The sequence below is a fragment of the Bradyrhizobium algeriense genome (assembly GCF_036924595.1).
GTDB classification, from domain to species: Bacteria; Pseudomonadota; Alphaproteobacteria; order Rhizobiales; family Xanthobacteraceae; genus Bradyrhizobium; species Bradyrhizobium algeriense.
In genome coordinates, this window is the sequence record NZ_JAZHRV010000001.1 from 5,280,681 (window position 1) to 5,297,514 (window position 16,834).

Consider the following 16,834-nt stretch of genomic DNA (forward strand, 5'->3'; position numbering starts at 1 on the left):
CTCCTGAAATCAACCAAAAATCTGAAGAACGGCCATCATGTAGGCAGCCGGCCGCACAATGCCAGCCGATCCCGCCCGCAAGATTACTGGTGAATGATCCTGGCTGTGGAAAAGTTCACAGCCAAGAACAGCCAAGATAAGCGAAACTTATTCAGCTGCCTGCGCCACCGGCTGGCCGATCGCGGCCTCCACGCGCGTGCACTCGCTGCGGAACTTCGCGACATTGGCTTCCTTGACGTGGCCGTAGCCGCGAACGAGTTCCGCGGACTTTGCCAGCGCTACCAGACGCGGCCAATCCTGCGGCTTCGCCGTGTCGAGATGGCGGAAGATGATCGCGGAATATTCGCTCGGTAGCGCCCGCTCCATCCGGCGCTCGGCCGTGTAGCCGAACGGATCGAACGCAGTTCCGCGCAGGAACTTGAACCGCGTCAGGAGTTCGAAGACGCGGAAGATCCAGGCGCCGAACTCGCGCTTGCGCAGGTGCCCGGTCACCCTGTCGCGCGGCGTCAGCAGCGGTGGCGCTAGGCTGACCTTGACGCTCGCGTCGCCGTCGAACTGTTCCTTCAACGCTTTTGCGAACTCACCGTCGGAATAAAGCCGGGCGACTTCGTATTCGTCCTTGTAGGCCATCAACTTGAACAGGCCTTTTGCAAACGCTTCGGTCAGTTCATGCGACCCGGGCGAGCCCTTTGCTTCGACCGCGCGAACGCGCTCGACCTCGCTGAGGTAGCGCTTCGAGTAGGCCTCATTCTGGTAGTCCGTCAGGAACTTGGCGCGGAAAGCGATGCTCTCGTCGAGCGTCCGCTTGACCGGCGCCGCGCCCGAATTCTTGAAGCGGGCAGCCGCGACGACGCGCTGCAGATCGTGCGCGGCGAGCCGGCCCCACGAGAACGCCAGCTTGTTCATGTCGATCGCCGCGCCGTTGAGGTCGATCGCCTTCATGATCGCCTCCAGCGAAAGGGGTAAAGCGCCACGCTGGAACGCGAAGCCGAGCATGAAGGCGTTGGTGGCGATGCTGTCGCCCATCAGCGCGGTGGCAAGCCCGGTCGCGTCCAGAATATCGAGATCGGAGGCGCTGACGGCGCCATTTAGCGAGTCGCGCATCGTCCCCGCCTCAAAGTCGATGTCGGGGTTGATGACGAAGCTTGCCGTCGGCAACAAATCGGCATTGACGATCGCGCGCGTCACGCCGCGCTCGGCCCGGCTCAGCGCCGGAATGCTTGTGGCGACCACGATGTCGCAGCCGAGGATGAGGTTGGCGCCGCCGGGCGCAATACGGACGGTTGCGAGATCGTCCGCCTCGGGCGCGATGCGGACATGGCTCATGACCGCGCCGTTCTTCTGCGATAACCCTGTGAAGTCGAGCGTCGAGCACGCCAGGCCCTCGACATGGGCGGCCATGCCGAGCAGCGCGCCGATGGTGATGACGCCGGTGCCGCCGATGCCGGTGACGAGGATGTTGTAAGCGCCATCGAGCACAGGCGTGGCCGGCACAGGCAGATCGGCGAACAGCGCGGACGGATCGGCCGCGGTGCGATCGGCCTTCCTTAGTCTGCCGCCATGCACGGTGACAAAACTCGGGCAAAAGCCCTCGATGCAGGAAAAGTCCTTGTTGCAGTTCGACTGGTCGATCCGCCGCTTGCGGCCGAACTCGGTTTCCAGCGGCTGCACGGAAACGCAGTTGGAAACAGACGAGCAATCGCCGCAGCCCTCGCAGACCCTTTCGTTGATGAAGACGCGCTTCGGCGGATCGGGATAGAGCCCGCGCTTGCGGCGGCGGCGCTTTTCCGCCGCGCAAGTCTGGTCGTAGATCAGGACCGTCAGCCCCTTGACCTCGCGCAGTTCCTTCTGCACCGCGTCGAGCTCGCGGCGATGATGAACGGTCGCGCCTAATGGGAAGTAATTGCTGGGATACTTTTCGGGATCGTCGGAGACGATGACGAGACGTTTGGCGCCTTCCGCCGAAACCTGGTGCGCGATCTGCGACACCGTCAGGCCGCCCTCGGCCGGCTGGCCGCCGGTCATCGCCACCGCATCGTTGTAGAGGATCTTGTAGGTGATGTTGACGCGAGCAGCCGCCGCCGCGCGGATCGCGAGCAGGCCGGAATGAGTGTAGGTGCCGTCGCCCAAATTCTGGAACACGTGCGGCTCGCTGGTGAACGGCGCCTGCCCGATCCAGGTGACGCCTTCCGCGCCCATATGCGAGATCGTCTGGGTGCGGCGGTTCGGCACCGACAGCGCCATGCCGTGACAGCCGATGCCGGCCATGGCGCGGCTGCCCTCGGGGATCTTGGTCGAGGTGTTGTGGGGACAGCCCGAACAGAAATACGGCGTGCGCTGAAGTTTGGCGGCGCCAATGCCTTCGGCCGGCCGGTCGAACGCTTCGAGCTTTGCGAGACGCTGCTCCAGCGCCGGGCTGCGATGGCCAAGTTTGCGCAACCGCGCAACCACAGCCGCCGCGACCATGGTCGGCGTTATTTCGCCCTCGCTCGGCAGCAGCATCGCGCCGCTCTCGTCGCGCTTGCCAACCACCGAGGGCCGCTTCGAGGCATCGACATTATAGAGAATGCGAAGGAGCTGGTCCTCGATGAAACCGCGCTTCTCCTCGACCACAAGCACATCCTGCAGACCTTCGGCGAACGCCTTTGCTCCGGATTCCTCCAGCGGCCAGGTCAGCGCGACCTTGTAGATGCGCAGTCCCAGCGCCTGCGCCTCGGCGTCTGATATCCCGAGGTCGGCCAGCGCCTGCCGGAGGTCGAGATAGGCCTTGCCGGTCGCCATGATGCCGAGCCGGGCGGGCTTGGAATCCAGCACGATGCGGTCAAAGCGATTGACGCGCGTGAACGCCGCCACCGCCTGCATCTTCGGGCCGTGCAGCCGCCGCTCCTGCTCCAGCGGCGCATCGGGCCAGCGGATGGAAAGCCCGCCCGGCGGCATTTCGAAATCATCGGGCATGATGATCTTGATGCGGTCGGGATCGCTGACGATCGAGGCCGAGCTTTCAACGGTTTCGGAAATCGCCTTGAAGCCGACCCAGCAACTTGAATAGCGCGACAGCGCAAAGCCCAAAATACCGAGGTCGAGATAATCCTGCAGCGTCGCCGGATTGACCACCGGCATCAATGCCGCGGCGAACACCTGCTCGCTCTGATGGGCGAGCGTCGAGGACTGGCAGCCATGGTCGTCGCCGGCGAGCGCAATCACGCCGCCGTTCGGCGAGGTGCCCGCCGAGTTGGCATGCTTGAGCGCATCCATCGAGCGGTCGACGCCGGGGCCTTTACCATACCAGATACCGAATACGCCATCGACCCTGGCGCCGGGAAACATGCCGACCTGCTGGCTGCCCCACACGGCGGTGGCCGCCAGGTCCTCGTTGAGACCGGGCGCGAACTCGATGTCATGCTGCTTGAGGAAGGTTTTGGCGCGCCACAGCGCGTGGTCGTACATGCCGAGCGGCGAGCCGCGGTAGCCTGATATGAATCCGGCGGTGTTGAGCCCCGCTGCGCGGTCGCGTTCGCGCTGCAACATGGGAAGGCGGACCAGCGCCTGTGTACCGGACAGAAAAATCCGCTTCGCGTCCAGACGATACTTGTCGTCCAGACCAACTTCCATCAACGCCATTCGTCCGCTCCCCGTCGCGCGTTCCGCCGGTTATTTGAACCGGTCTAATTGCGAACAGAATGCACCGGTTTTGCTATGCGTGCCCAGCGTGAATTCATGGCCGCAGGACATATCTCGCCCGCCTTGTGGATCGCTCTTGCCGAAATCCGCCTTCTTTGAAACGCTTGGGAGTAAAGGGAGACACCAGGAATGACAGAAGCGGCGTTCACGACCGAACTATTGGAAAGCGGCAATCTGCTGGTGGGGCCGTGGCGCAGTCCGAAGCAGATGCTTCACGCGCAGGTCTACGACTCCCACGCCTCGATCCACGACGATGCGACCGCGCAAAAGCTCGGCTTTCAGGGCGGCACCATCGAGGGCCCGACCCATTTCAGCCAGTTCGCGCCGCTGTGCGAGCGCATCTGGGGCCAGGCCTGGTTCGAGACCGGGTGCCTGTCGGCCCACTACCGCAACCCCGCCTTTGAGGGCGAGGAGGTGCAGGCCAATATCGAAAAGCCGAAGCCGGGCGAGAGGATCTGCGCGATCGGCATGACCAAGCGCGACGGCACCGAGATTTTGCGTGGCACGGCATCGATCGGCGGTGACGGAACGGACACGGCGCTTTCCCGCCGGCTTGGCGAATTGAAGCCGCTCGGCGATCCCGTCATTCTCGCCGACCTCAAGGTCGGCATGAAGACACCCCGCCAGACGGTGAAGATGGATTTCGACCAGCACATGGGCGACCTCTATCCGTTTTCGCTTGAGCAGAAGCTGAAGGTGATCACCGAGCCCTCGGCGTATTATTCGCAGGAGCTCAATCCCTGGGGACGGGCGATCATTCCCATGGAGATGCTGAGCGTGCTGTTTCAATACCGCGCCCGCGAGGACCGGTTGCCGGTCCGCGGTCCGGCGGTCGGGCTGTTCGCCGATCAGGAAATCCGCCTGCTGCGTGGACCGTTGTTTGTCGGCGAGAGCTATTCCACCGAACGTGAGGTCGTTGCGCTGAGTGGCAGCCGCCGCACCGAGAGCGTGTGGATGCGCACGACGGTGTTCGCCGCCGATGACAAGCCCGTTGCAACCATGCTGTTGAACATGGCGAGCATCAAAGATTCCTACGCCAACTACGATCAGGAGCACAAAGCGCTCTACGGCTAGGTGAGCCCGATCCGCTATCGCCAACAAGGACAACAACAAAATGGCCCGTCTGCCCTATCTCGAAGCCGACCAGGTCGCCCCCGAATACCGCGACATGCTCAAGCGCAACACGAACCTGCACAAGCTGTTGGTGAACTCTCCCGACATGGCGCGCGCCTTCAACGGCATCGGCGGCTACATCCGCTTCAACAGCAAGCTCGATCCGCGCTTGCGTGAACTCGCGATCCTCCAGGTCGGCTGGATGGAGAAATCCGAATACGAATTCACCCACCATGTGAAGATCGGCAAGGAGTTCGGCGTCACCGATGACGATATCGCCGCCCTGATGGCCGAGACCGAGGGCAAGCCCTCCAAACTCGAACCTCTGGCGAAGACGATTCTCCGTGGCGCCCGTGAGATGGTGCGGGAACTTGCGATGTCGGAGGCGACATTCGCCGAGATTAAAAAGGAACTCTCCGACGAGCAGATGGTCGACCTCGTGCTCACCATCGCGTTCTACTGCGCCGTGGTCCGCGTGCTGGCGACGATGAAGATCGACAACGAACCCTTTTACAGAGAGGTACTGCAACAGTACCCGATCCCGGGAGTGGAATGAATGCGCCTGAAAGATCGTGTCGCCATCGTCGTCGGCGCCGGACAGAGCCCCGGCGAAGGCATCGGCAACGGCCGCGCCACCGCGCTGACCTTTGCGCGCGAAGGCGCCAAGGTGCTGTGTGTCGATCACAATCTGGCCTCCGCCCAGGAGACGGTCGACATGATCACCGCCAAACAGGGCACCGCAGCGGCGTTCAAGGCCGACGTCACCCAAAATGCCGACCTCAAGGCGATGGTGGCGGACGCGCAAGGACGCTGGGGCTGCATCGACATCCTGCACAACAATGTCGGCGTCAGCCTGTCCGGCGGCGACGCCGAACTGCTCGATATATCCGAGGAAGCATTCGACCGCTGCGTCGCGATCAACCTGAAGAGTTGCGTGTGGGCCGCCAGGCACGTGATCCCGATCATGCGGACGCAAAAAAGCGGCGCGATTATCAACATCTCGTCGATGGCCGCGATCACGACCTATCCTTATGTGGCCTACAAGGCGACCAAGTCGGCGATGATCGCCTTCACCGAACAGCTCGCCTACCAGAACGCGCAATACGGCATCCGCGCCAACGTCATCCTGCCCGGCCTGATGAACACGCCGATGGCGGTCGATACTCGCGCGCGCGAGTTCAAGAAGAGCCGCGCCGAGGTCGAGGCCGAACGCGATGCAAAAGTGCCGCTGCGCCACAAGATGGGCACCGGCTGGGACGTCGCCAACGCCGCGCTGTTCCTCGCTTCCGATGAAGCAAGTTTCATCACCGGCGTGACGCTGCCGGTCGATGGCGGCGCCAGCGTGCGGCGGGGATAGAATCATAGTAAGGCGGGGATAGAGTCGTAGGGTGGGCAAAGGCGCGAAGCGCCGTGCCCACCATTCTCTCGGCGTAGAAGATGGTGGGCACGCTTCGCTTTGCCCACCCTACGGCAGCTACACCCCCGGAAGAAGGCGCATTGCCATGACCAAAGCCGACCTTTCCGACCTCTATCGAAACTACATTGCCTGCCTGAACAAGCAGGACTGGCCGATGCTGGGCGAATTCGTTCATCACGACGTGGTCCACAACGGCCGGCGCATCGGCTTGTCGGGTTATCTCGAAATGCTGCAGAGAGACTTTGATGAAATTCCGGACCTTCATTTCAACATCCGGATGCTGATCGCCGATCCACCTTATATTGCCAGCCGGCTCAGCTTCGACTGCACACCGAAGGGAAGCTTCCTTGGCCTCCAGGTAGGCGGGAAGCGAGTTTCATTCACCGAGAATGTTTTCTACGAGTTTCGGAACGACAAGATTCGCGAAGTTTGGTCGGTGATAGACAAGGTGGCGATCGAAGCCCAGCTTTAGCAGCCAATATGGCCGCGCGTTCCGACGGCGCGAAGAGGCCGGGCTCCTGAAATTTACCACTTGTTAGTAACTTTCTCTTAAGGGTTGCGGCGATTGGGCGGTCTTTTTGACGCGCCCCGTATTCACGCAATTTTGCGCCAGCGTTTTTGTCCGGCCATCTGTGTGATTCGACACATTCAATCGATTCCAGTGACACGATGATGTGACAGCGCATCGTCGCTTGTCGAAATACCGACTCGTTGCAGTCGCACGAATTTCACGTGCGCTCGCTATGAGGCACCACAAGAATTGTGGCAAGCGCTGCAAGAAATGCCGAGGTACCATGAACGAAGAATTCGACTACGACCTGACGCCGTCCCAGTGGGAAGCATTGAAAGCGTTGCGCACACCGCAATCAAAGCTGCCGCGCATGAGCCGCTACACGATCGACGGCCTGATCACGCTCGGACTAGCCGACATAAACGGCGATACGCCCGCCATCACTGCAAAGGGGCGCAAGGTGCTGATCAGGGGTTCGTCGCTGCTGTTGCAGGATCTGGCGGCCTGATTCGCGGCACTGCGCTGCAACACAAGATTTTGGATTGGCCACACCTGATTCCCTTGGATATAGAGCTCCATCGACTGAGTGGCAACTAGGGTTCCGGATGGCGAGACCGCCATCGCCGGTCCGAGCGTTGCGGAAACCGCGATAGCACGCGGCTGCACCCGAGGGACAAAAGCCGGGAGGAGATGTCGAGATCTTGTTCGCGCCAGATGGCACGGAGGTCTCATGTCGCCGCTCTCACTCTCGCTCGTTGTCCTCGCCGCCTTTATTCACGCCACCTGGAATCTGCTTTCGAAGCGTGCGGCGGCCGGCCCGACCGGGCGAGATCGTACTGTTCGACCGCTCATGGTACAACCGGGCCGGCGTCGAGCGGGTGATGAACTTCGTCACCGATGAGGATTGCGAGCGGCTCATAACGATGGTCCCCGTTGTCGTGCGGGAGATGATCGTCAACAACGGCATCATCCTGCGCAAATACTTTCTCGATGTAAGTCAGGACGAGTAACGTCGCCGGTTTGAGGCGCGGATCAAAGACCTGATGAAGCACTGGAAGCTCAGTCCGATGGACACTGAATCGATGCGGCGCTGGTGGGACTACACAGCGGCCTACCAGCGCATGATCAAGGGCACCCACACGTCATGGGCGCTCTACCGTGGGTCTGGGCGCCGGCCACCCGGTTCCCAGCCGCTACTGACGTTTCGGCGCGGTGTGGCCGGGCCTGGAAGTGACGGCCAATGAAGCATTGGATGCACTGGCTGCCGGGCATCGAAACGCTGCGTCGATACGAGGCGGCGTGGCTCAGGCACGATATCCTCGCTGGGCTCGTGCTGGCGGCCATGCTGGTCCCGGTTGGAATTGCCTACGCGGTGGCATCGGGCTTGCCTGGGATCTACGGTCTGTACGCAACGATCGTGCCGCTGTTGGTCTACGCATTGTTCGGCCCCAGTCGCATCCTCGTTCTGGGACCGGACTCGGCGCTGGCGGCTGTTATCCTCGGCGTTGTCGTTCCGCTGTCCGGTGGTGATCCTCTCCGCGCCGCAGCGCTCGCCGCCATGATGGCGATCGTTTCAGGGACGGTATGCATTCTGGCCGGCATCGCCCGCCTGGGTTTTGTCACCGAGCTGCTCTCCAAACCGATTCGGTACGGCTATATGAACGGAATTGCATTGACCGTTTTGATCAGCCAACTGCCAAACCTCTTCGGCTTCTCGATCAAGGGCGAAGGACCCCTGCGGAGTCTGTGGGCGATCGCCGATGCGATCCTTGAAGGAAAGACAAACTGGGTCGCATTCGGGATTGGGCTCGGCACGCTGACGGTCATCCTGCTGCTCCAGAACAACAAGCGGCTGCCAGGGATTCTGATTGCGGTGGTTGCGGCGACCGCCGTCGTCGGCGCGCTTGATCTTGGAACCCGTTACGGCGTGGCGGTCATTGGCCCCCTTCCAGAGGGATTGCCGGGTTTGGCAATCCCCTGGATAACCTACGGCGATATCGTCCCGGTACTGGTCGGCGGCTGCGCCATTGCCCTGGTTTCGTTTGCGGACACCAGCGTGCTTTCGCGTTCCTATGCCGCGCGATTGGGCACTCATGTCGATCCCAACCAGGAGATGGTCGGGCTTGGCGCCGCCAATCTGGCAACCGGCTTTTTTCAAGGTTTCCCGATCAGCAGCAGCTCTTCGCGTACGCCTGTTGCCGAAGCCGCCGGCGCCCGCACCCAGCTAACCAGCGTCGTCGGCGCGCTTGCCATCGCCACCCTTCTGCTGGTGGCGCCAAACCTGCTTCAGCATTTGCCTTCCGCTGCATTGGCGGCTGTCGTCATCGCCGCTGCGATCGGCTTGTTTGAGGTCACCGACCTCAAACGAATCTATCGGATTCAGCAGTGGGAGTTCTGGCTGTCGATGGTCTGCTTTGTCGGCGTGGCCGTATTCGGAGTGATTCCGGGAATTGGGCTCGCAATCGCGATCGCCATTATCGAATTCCTGTGGGACGGCTGGCGCCCGCACTCTGCCGTGTTGGGTCGCGCCGATGGCGTCAAAGGTTATCACGACATCACGAGATATCCGGATGCACGCCGAATCCCCGGGCTGGTCCTGTTTCGGTGGGATGCGCCTCTATTCTTCGCCAACGCCGAATTCTTCAAGGAACGCATATTGGACGCCGTGGCGAAATCGCCGACGCCCGTGCGCTGGCTGGTCGTTGCGGCGGAGCCCGTCACCAGTGTGGACGTCTCCGCCGGCGATATAGTCGCCGAATTGGACGAGGCGTTGCACGCGCAGGGTATCGAGTTGTGCTTTGCCGAACTGAAAGATCCGGTAAAGGACAAGCTGAAGCGATTTGGGTTGTTCTCGCAGCTTGGCGAGCAATATTTCTTCCCAACCGTTGGCGCAGCCGTTTCCAGCTACCTGGAAATCAATGACGTGGAGTGGGAGGACTGGGAGGACCAGGTCAAACGTTAGGAAGTGACGTGCCGAGCTTGACTACGTCGCTTGACCGATCCTTGAAGGAGACCGGCAACCGCGCGGCCGCGAAAGCAGGTTCCGAACTTGCCGCTGCCGGAAGCGAGAGTATATTGGATCGATGGCTGTCAGCTCGCCCGATCTGAAAGCATTTTTGCTCGCCACACCTTTCTTCGGTGGCCTCTCGGACGCAAGCCTCGATCTCCTGGCCTCAATGCTGGTCGAGCGCCGCTTCGACGCCGGCGCCACGATCGTCGCGGAAGGAGAACCGGGGCGCTCAATGTTCATTGTTCACTCGGGCCAGCTCCTGGTGAGCAAGCTCGGAGATTTGGGCCGCGTAATTCGGATATCGGGTCTGGAGCCCGGCGATTTCTTCGGCGAAATGACGCTCATCGAAATGCAGAACCGGTCAGCCACCGTCGTAGCCGAGAGCGCAACCGTACTGTACGAGCTCACGGCCCGAAACCTCTACGCGTACTACAAGGCCGACATCCACGGCTACGTGATGGTGATGCAGAATATCAACCGCGAACTTTGCCGGCGGCTCCGCCGCGCCGACAGCCGTATTGCCGAACTGACCATTCACGCGGGTCGATGATGCAGATACAATCCGCAACGGCCCGTAGCGTGGCCGCCCAACGTTCTGAATTGACTTCCGCTTTCGGCGTCACAGTGGACATGGCTGGACTTGCCGCTGGACCGCCCCGGTAGCGAATGACACCAAGGCCGACGTGGGTCGCTAAACAGCGGCGCGCCGCGGAGACTCGGCGGTTGTTGTCAGCAGCATCCTATGACACCATCTGAGTACCGAGTTGTTATGACTTCCAGAGGCCTATGCCCCGCCGGAAATATGCTTGGGAAAAGCTATCGGATGAGCAGTTGCTCCAGCAACGCCTCAGTAGTCTGAGGGTTGCGGTCGAAGGCACTTGGCTCGAGGATTGTATCAGCACTCTTTATGAAGAGCTTGAAGAGCGGGGCATCCGGCTGCGGCCACATACATGGATGTCGAGCGAATGGTTTAGTCCGGCAGATGTGCCGGGCATTGCCGTCCCATTCTATCTCAGCCATCCCCGCCTGATGAAGCTGGAGAAGAAAATGATGCTCGACGTCGAGGGCGGCACCTGGTCCGAATGCATGGCCATCCTCCGCCATGAGGCAGGCCATGCCATCCAGCACGGCTATCAGCTGCAGCGCCGCCGGCGTTGGCAGCAGCTGTTCGGCCGGTCCTCAAAACACTACCCACGCTACTACCGGCCCAATCCGGCCAGCCGGCAATATGTTCAGCATCTTCGGCTGTGGTACGCGCAGAGCCATCCGGACGAGGATTTCGCTGAAACCTTCGCGGTGTGGCTGCGGCCGCGTTCGAACTGGCGGACGCGCTATGCCGGCTGGCCGGCGCTGAACAAGCTCGAATATGTCGACGAACTGATGGAGGAGATCGCCGGGAAGCGGCCGCTGGTCACGACGCGGGAGCGTGTCGATCCGCTGCATGAACTCGGCCAGACACTCGGCGACCACTATAAAAAGAAGCAGGCGTTCTACGCCTTCAGGCCACCGAAGACTTACGACCGCGACCTCTCCCGGCTCTTTTCCGCCGATCCACGGCATCGCCGGGGGCCGCCGGCTTCTGCATTCATCAGGCGGCACCGCGCCCACATCAGGCAGCTGGTTGCGCGGTGGACGGGCGAGAACCAGCTTACGCTTGATGCTGTACTTGACGACATGATCTCCCGCTGCCGAGAGCTCAATCTGCGCGCTGTCGGCTCCGATCGGAAGCTTGTGGCTGACTTCACCGTCCTGTTGACCGCCAAGACCATGCACGCGCTGTTCGGTCCTTCGCGGCGAAAATGGATCGCGCTATGAGACGCCTGCGCGTTCTGGTGCTCATGCATCCGGACTTTGTGCCCCCGGACTCCACCGAGGGATACACTGCGCGGCAAATCAACGAATGGAAAACAGAATACGACGTCGTGAGCACCTTGCGTGCGGCCGGCCATGATGTTCGCCCGCTCGGTGCGCAGGAGGAAATCAGGCCGGTGCGCGAGGAGATCGAAAGTTTCAAGCCGCACGTGGTATTCACGTTGCTGGAGCAGTTTCACAACGAGCCCACGTATGACCAGCACGTCGCAAGCTATCTCGAACTGATGCAGATCCCGTATACCGGGTGTAACCCGCGTGGTCTGATCCTGGCGCGCGGCAAGGATCTGTCCAAGACATTGGTGCACCATCGCCGGATCGCGGTGCCGGCCTTCGCCGTATTCCCGATGCGCCGAAAGGTCAAACGCCCAGCGCGTCTTGCGCTGCCGTTAATCGTCAAGAGCCTGAACGAGGATGGATCCCGGGGTATCTCGCAGGCATCCGTCGTCGATACGGACGAGAAGCTCGCAGAGCGCGTCGCCTTCGTCCATGAGCGGATCGGGACCGCCGCGATCGCCGAGCAATATATCGAGGGACGTGAGCTTTATGTCGGCGTGCTCGGCAACAATCGGTTGCGAGTGTTGCCGGTTTGGGAATTGAAATTCGGCACTATGGGCGGCCAGGCCATAGCCACCGAGAAGGTCAAACACGATCCCGGTTATCAGGAGCGCGTGGGAATTATGGATGGGCCGGCCAAGAACCTTGCGCCGGAGGTACTCGCCCGCATTCAGCGAACAGCGAAACGCATCTACCGAACACTCGGGCTCGATGGATACGCGCGCATCGATTTTCGCCTCTCTGCCGACGGCACCCTGTATTTCATTGAAGCGAACCCCAATCCCGAAATCGCGAAGAGCCAGGAGTTCGCTACAGCGGCCCAGCATGGCGGACTTGATTACCCGGACCTCTTGCATCGCATTCTTGCGCTCGGAAAAAGCCGGGCAAACGCCGGCACATCCGTAGGCTGAGACGGGCATGCGGAAGAGAGATTCCCGATTCATCTATGTCCGGCTGTTTTGGTCTTGTCGAAGACTCGCAGTCCTGAGGATGTTTTAGCTTCTGATCCGACAGCCCAAATCGATGCGGAATTTGGTCCGCTATCGGCGCGGACATCGAGTAGCAATCAATCTCGATTTATGGGTATGCGCCCTAATGTTCGTCCGGCCTCGTCCGCGCGATAATCTCGGCCGCACCCTTGTCCAGCAATTCCAGCCCGACGGCGCGGCCAAGCTCGCGCGGCCGGTCCGCTGCGCCATGCCGCGACACCTCGATGAAGCGGTCGCCGGTTTCATCGAGCACGGCGGCCGTCAGCATCATCTCGCGGCCCGCAAGCGTCGCGTGGCCGGCGATCGGCGAGTTGCAATGGCCGTTCAATACCCAGAGCACCTCGCGCTCGGCCTCGGCGCAGCGCCGCGACGCGGCGTCCTCGATCTTCGCCAGCCGCTTGCGCGTCAGCCAATCGTTCTCGACGCATTCTACCGCGACGATGCCCTGCCCCACCGCCGGCAGCATCTCGCGAACCGAAAAATCATGGGCGATCCGCGAGGTCATCCCGATGCGCTCGAGCCCCGACCGTGCCATCACAAGCGCATCCGCAGGGCCGACCTCGCCGCCATCGGGAAGCCGCTGCTTGTCGCCGCGGTCGAGTTTTGCCACGCGGGTATCGGCCGCGCCGCGGAAATGGATGACGGTCACCTCGGGAAACAGCCGGCGCAGATAGGCCGCGCGGCGCACCGCATTGGTGCCTATCTTGAAACCCTTGCCCTTCGATGCGCGAAATTCATCGAGCGAAAGGCCGGGACGCAGCACCAGCGCATCGTTGGCGGCGTCGCGCGGCAGCGTCGCGGCGATGATCAGGCCCGGGGTCTCCTCATTGCCCGGAACATCCTTCAGCGAATGCATCGCCGCCTGCAATTCGCCGCCGCGCATGGCTTCGCGAATTTCGGCGACGAACGCTCCGCCCTTGCCGCCATGGCGCAGCAGCTTGCTGGTCTGGTCCCGGTCGCCGCGGGTTTCGAACTTGACGATCTCGACGTCGAGCGCGGAATCGGCCGCGCGCAACAGCCGCGCGATCCCTTCCGTCTGCGCCAGCGCCATCGCGCTCTTGCGCGTGCCGATCTTCAAGGTCTGTCCCGACACAAGGTCTCCGTTCGAAGGCAATCAAGCTGTTGTTTCGTGCGTAGGGGATAGAGCAAGCCGCCCACCAGAACAACTCTTTGGCTAATGGCGAGCCGTTCGTTTAGGAGCGCCCATTGTGCACCGCAACAACCTGTTTCGCCAGGTTTTTAACCTCCGATCCCGGCTTTGTCCGGCGCCACCACCGCAACACCGTCCGCCGCCTTCACGCCATCCCCCCGCGGCAAGACAAACAAGGGATTGATCTCCGCTTCCAGCAGGTTCGTCCCGATCGAGGATACCATGCTCGAAAATGCAAGCATGGCGTCGATAAGAGCCTCGACATCCGCAACCGGGCGACCGCGAAAGCCGCTCAGCAGCGGAGCGGACTTCAGCTCGCCGATCATTTCCTCAGCATCTTTTCGCGAAAGCGGCGCCAGCCTCACGGCGGTGTCCTTGTAAAGTTCAGCTGCGATGCCGCCCATGCCCAACAGGATCGAAGGCCCAAGCTGACTGTCATGCTTGAGGCCCAGGATCAGTTCGATCGCGCCGGTCACCAGTTCCTGGACCAGAAATCCTTCCACCTTTCGATTCGTCGCCAGCGAGAATGTTTCCGCCATCCGGGTGCAAGTGGCCGCGACATCGCTGGGAGGGATGTTGACGGCGACTCCGCCGACGTCAGATTTGTGAAGCACGTCGCGGGACAGAGCCTTGATGACGACGTTGCCCTGGAAGCGTACCGCTGCAGCTGCAGCTTCCTCGGGCGTGGCGGCACAGATCTCACGGGGGACGGGAACGCCGAATTTCGCAAACAGCGCCTTGCTCTCATACTCGTTGAGAGGACCGGGACGCAGCATGCACCGGATCTCGGCGCCGACGGCCACGGGCATGGCCGGATCACCGGTTTGCGGAGAGGTCTTTCGGTGAATGCGCCACATTGCTGAAAATGCCGCGGCGCAGGCCTCAGGCGCGGCAAAGGTTGGTATGCCCGCGAGATTGAGGTGCCTGACCGCGTGCGGCGCGTGGGGGCTGGCAAATACCACAACGGGCTTGTCGGTCCGGGCGAAACAATCACGCAACGGCGCGCCGACGGTCTCCGGTTCCGTGATCGAAGACGAACCCAGAATGACGGCAACTGCATCGTAGGAAGGACTTTCGAGCACGCTGTCGAGCACATCTCGAAAATACTCGGATTTCACGCCCGCGAGGGTAACGTCGATGGGGTTTCGATCCAGCACAGCATCGGGAATGTTCAGAGCCTTCAGGCGGCCAGCAGTCATCGGGTCTGGTGCCGGGGTTTCGAACCCCGCCAGGCCGGCTGCATCAGCGACCAAACTGGCCGCGCCGCCAGTCGAGGTTACCACGGCGACGCGGCGGCCTTTCAGTCGGCGCCCAGAACTCAGCGCGAGCGGGATATCGAGCAGATCAGAGAAGTACAGTGCTCTGATGATGCCGAGTTGCCTGAACAACGCATCGTAGACGACGTCCGATCCCGCCAACGCCCCGGTATGCGAACTTGCTGACTGGATACCGGACTCCGATCGCCCGACTTTGAAAGCCACGATCGGCTTGCCGGCTCCCGCTGCGCGCAATGTCGCTTGCCGAAACTGCACCGGCTTGCGCAGGCCCTCCAGATAGAGCGCGATCACCTTCGTGGCGGGATCATCGACCAGGTAGTTGATCAGATCGGACACGTCGATGTCGGATTCGTTTCCCGTTGCGACCAGTTTGGAAAACCCGACGCCTTGGGCATCGGCTCGCGACAGCAGCGACCCAAGGATGCCCCCGCTTTGGGAAACCAGCGCGATGGAGCCGGGCACCAGCTCGTTGATCTGAAGCGCCGCGCTCGCGGAGAGGGCGATGCCGTCGGTGACGTTGACGAGACCGATCGTATTCGGTCCAAGAAGCCGCATATTGCCGGCCGCGCTTTTCAGCCGTTGCTGCAGCGCCATTCCTTCCGCGCCGCTTTCACCAAATCCGCCGGCGAGAACGATCGCCGCGCCCGTTCCGATGGCTCCCAGCTCCTTGACAGTGTCCGGAACACGGCTGGAGCCGACCAGGACGATGGCGACGTCTGGTGCATGCGGCAGCGACCGGATATCCGGAAAACACGGATAGCGTCCAATCGATTGATGGCGCGGGTTGACCGGGAAGACTTCATGCCCGTAGCCATACTTCTCCAGAAAGGCCAGCGGACGGCCGGTCAGTTTGCCGGCATCGGCTGACGCGCCGATAATCGCCACGCTCTTCGGTCGGATCAAACGTTCCAGCGAATCCATATCGCCCCCTATCGCGCGGATTTGTCGAGGAATGCCGCGACGGATTCCCGGTGTTCGGACGTCGTGTAGCAGATGGCCTGGGCTTCCCGGCCGAGCGCAAAGACCTGCTCTTCCGCCGTTTCAAATGTGCGATCCATGATGCCCTTGGTCAGAGCGATCGCCGCCATCGAACCCCGACTGAGATCGCGCGCCCATGCTGCGGCGTCATGCACGAGCGTCGCAGCCGGACGCACGCGATCCGCCAGTCCCATAGCGAGAGCTTCTGTTGAACCCACGGAACGACCGGTGAAGATCATCTCTTTCGCGCGCGACAGACCTACCCGACGCGGCAAGAAGTACATTCCTCCACCGTCGGAAACCAACCCACGACGAACAAAACTCATGCTGAACACGGCCTCTTCGGAGGCCACGATGAAATCGCACGCGAGCGCCATGTCGCATCCCAGACCCGCGGCCGCACCGTTCACGGCAGCGACAGTCACCTTTCCCATGCCGTGAAGCGCCGCAACGCTCTTGTGGGTCTGCTGCTGCCGCCGCCAGCCATTGAATGCCACCTTGCCGGACGGCGCCTGCAGCCGCTCGCGCATGCCGGAAATGTCGCCACCCGAGCAGAACGACTTGCCGTTTCCGGTCAAAACGACGGCGCGCACGGCCTCGTCATTGGCTGCCCGATCGAGCGCGGCGACGAACTGCGCGCGCATTTCATCGTTGATGGCGTTGCGCACATCCGGCCTGTTCAACCTCACGATCGCGACTGAATCCTCAACGGACAACTCGACCAGGCTAGTCATCGTTACCTCTCAAACCGGTGATTGAAATCGTTGCTCATGGCGCGGCCT

The 16,834-nt window shown here is 61.8% G+C and carries 13 protein-coding genes and 1 pseudogene; 10 read left to right on the top strand and 4 right to left on the bottom strand.

Annotated elements, in window-relative coordinates; all coding sequences use genetic code 11:
• Positions 1-147: 147 nt before the first annotated feature.
• Positions 148-3,621: an indolepyruvate ferredoxin oxidoreductase family protein gene (locus V1286_RS25520; RefSeq protein WP_334484161.1), complete on the bottom strand. Its 3,474-nt coding sequence runs from the start codon at positions 3,619-3,621 to the stop codon at positions 148-150.
• A gap of 189 nt (positions 3,622-3,810) precedes the next feature.
• On the opposite strand from V1286_RS25520, the gene V1286_RS25525 reads away from it, so the two are divergent.
• The 10 genes and pseudogenes from V1286_RS25525 to V1286_RS25570 all read left to right on the top strand — a co-directional run bounded on the left by V1286_RS25525 (position 3,811) and on the right by V1286_RS25570 (position 12,569).
• The gene (locus V1286_RS25525; protein WP_334484164.1) at positions 3,811-4,755 is read left to right on the top strand and encodes a hypothetical protein; all 945 of its coding nucleotides are present in this window, start codon (positions 3,811-3,813) and stop codon (positions 4,753-4,755) included.
• Positions 4,756-4,795: 40 nt separating this feature from the next.
• Positions 4,796-5,350, top strand: coding sequence for a carboxymuconolactone decarboxylase family protein (locus V1286_RS25530; protein WP_334484166.1), 555 nt, complete (start codon positions 4,796-4,798; stop codon positions 5,348-5,350).
• On the top strand, positions 5,351-6,151 hold the full coding sequence (locus V1286_RS25535) for an SDR family NAD(P)-dependent oxidoreductase (protein WP_334484169.1): 801 nt from the start codon (positions 5,351-5,353) through the stop codon (positions 6,149-6,151).
• Between the two features lie 145 nt (positions 6,152-6,296).
• Positions 6,297-6,683, top strand: a complete 387-nt coding sequence (locus V1286_RS25540; protein WP_334484172.1) for an ester cyclase — start codon at positions 6,297-6,299, stop codon at positions 6,681-6,683.
• 322 nt (positions 6,684-7,005) lie between these two features.
• On the top strand, positions 7,006-7,230 hold the full coding sequence (locus tag V1286_RS25545; RefSeq protein WP_334484175.1) for a hypothetical protein: 225 nt from the start codon (positions 7,006-7,008) through the stop codon (positions 7,228-7,230).
• Between the two features lie 295 nt (positions 7,231-7,525).
• Positions 7,526-7,966 (top strand): annotated as a pseudogene (locus V1286_RS25550) (polyphosphate kinase 2 family protein).
• On the top strand, positions 7,963-9,684 hold the full coding sequence (locus tag V1286_RS25555) for a SulP family inorganic anion transporter (RefSeq protein ID WP_334484178.1): 1,722 nt from the start codon (positions 7,963-7,965) through the stop codon (positions 9,682-9,684). The pseudogene V1286_RS25550 and the gene V1286_RS25555 overlap by 4 nt, the downstream one beginning before the upstream one ends.
• Positions 9,685-9,805: 121 nt before the next feature.
• Positions 9,806-10,282: a Crp/Fnr family transcriptional regulator gene (locus tag V1286_RS25560; RefSeq protein ID WP_334484180.1), complete on the top strand. Its 477-nt coding sequence runs from the start codon at positions 9,806-9,808 to the stop codon at positions 10,280-10,282.
• A 404-nt stretch (positions 10,283-10,686) separates the two neighbouring features.
• On the top strand, positions 10,687-11,547 hold the full coding sequence (locus V1286_RS25565) for a putative zinc-binding metallopeptidase (protein WP_334484182.1): 861 nt from the start codon (positions 10,687-10,689) through the stop codon (positions 11,545-11,547).
• A complete protein-coding gene (locus V1286_RS25570; protein WP_334484184.1) occupies positions 11,544-12,569 on the top strand; it encodes a D-alanine--D-alanine ligase family protein in 1,026 nt (341 codons plus the stop codon). Before V1286_RS25565 ends, V1286_RS25570 begins: the two co-directional genes overlap by 4 nt.
• A 181-nt stretch (positions 12,570-12,750) precedes the next feature.
• On the opposite strand, the gene hemC is transcribed toward V1286_RS25570, so the two are convergent.
• From hemC to V1286_RS25585, 3 genes are all read right to left on the bottom strand, one after another.
• Positions 12,751-13,725: a hydroxymethylbilane synthase gene (gene hemC / locus V1286_RS25575; RefSeq protein ID WP_334489884.1), complete on the bottom strand. Its 975-nt coding sequence runs from the start codon at positions 13,723-13,725 to the stop codon at positions 12,751-12,753.
• A 161-nt stretch (positions 13,726-13,886) separates the two neighbouring features.
• A complete protein-coding gene (locus V1286_RS25580) occupies positions 13,887-15,959 on the bottom strand; it encodes an acetate--CoA ligase family protein (RefSeq protein ID WP_334484187.1) in 2,073 nt (690 codons plus the stop codon).
• A 44-nt stretch (positions 15,960-16,003) separates the two neighbouring features.
• Entirely contained in the window at positions 16,004-16,786 is a 783-nt protein-coding gene (locus tag V1286_RS25585) for an enoyl-CoA hydratase/isomerase family protein (protein WP_334484189.1), read from the bottom strand.
• Positions 16,787-16,834 lie beyond the last annotated feature (48 nt).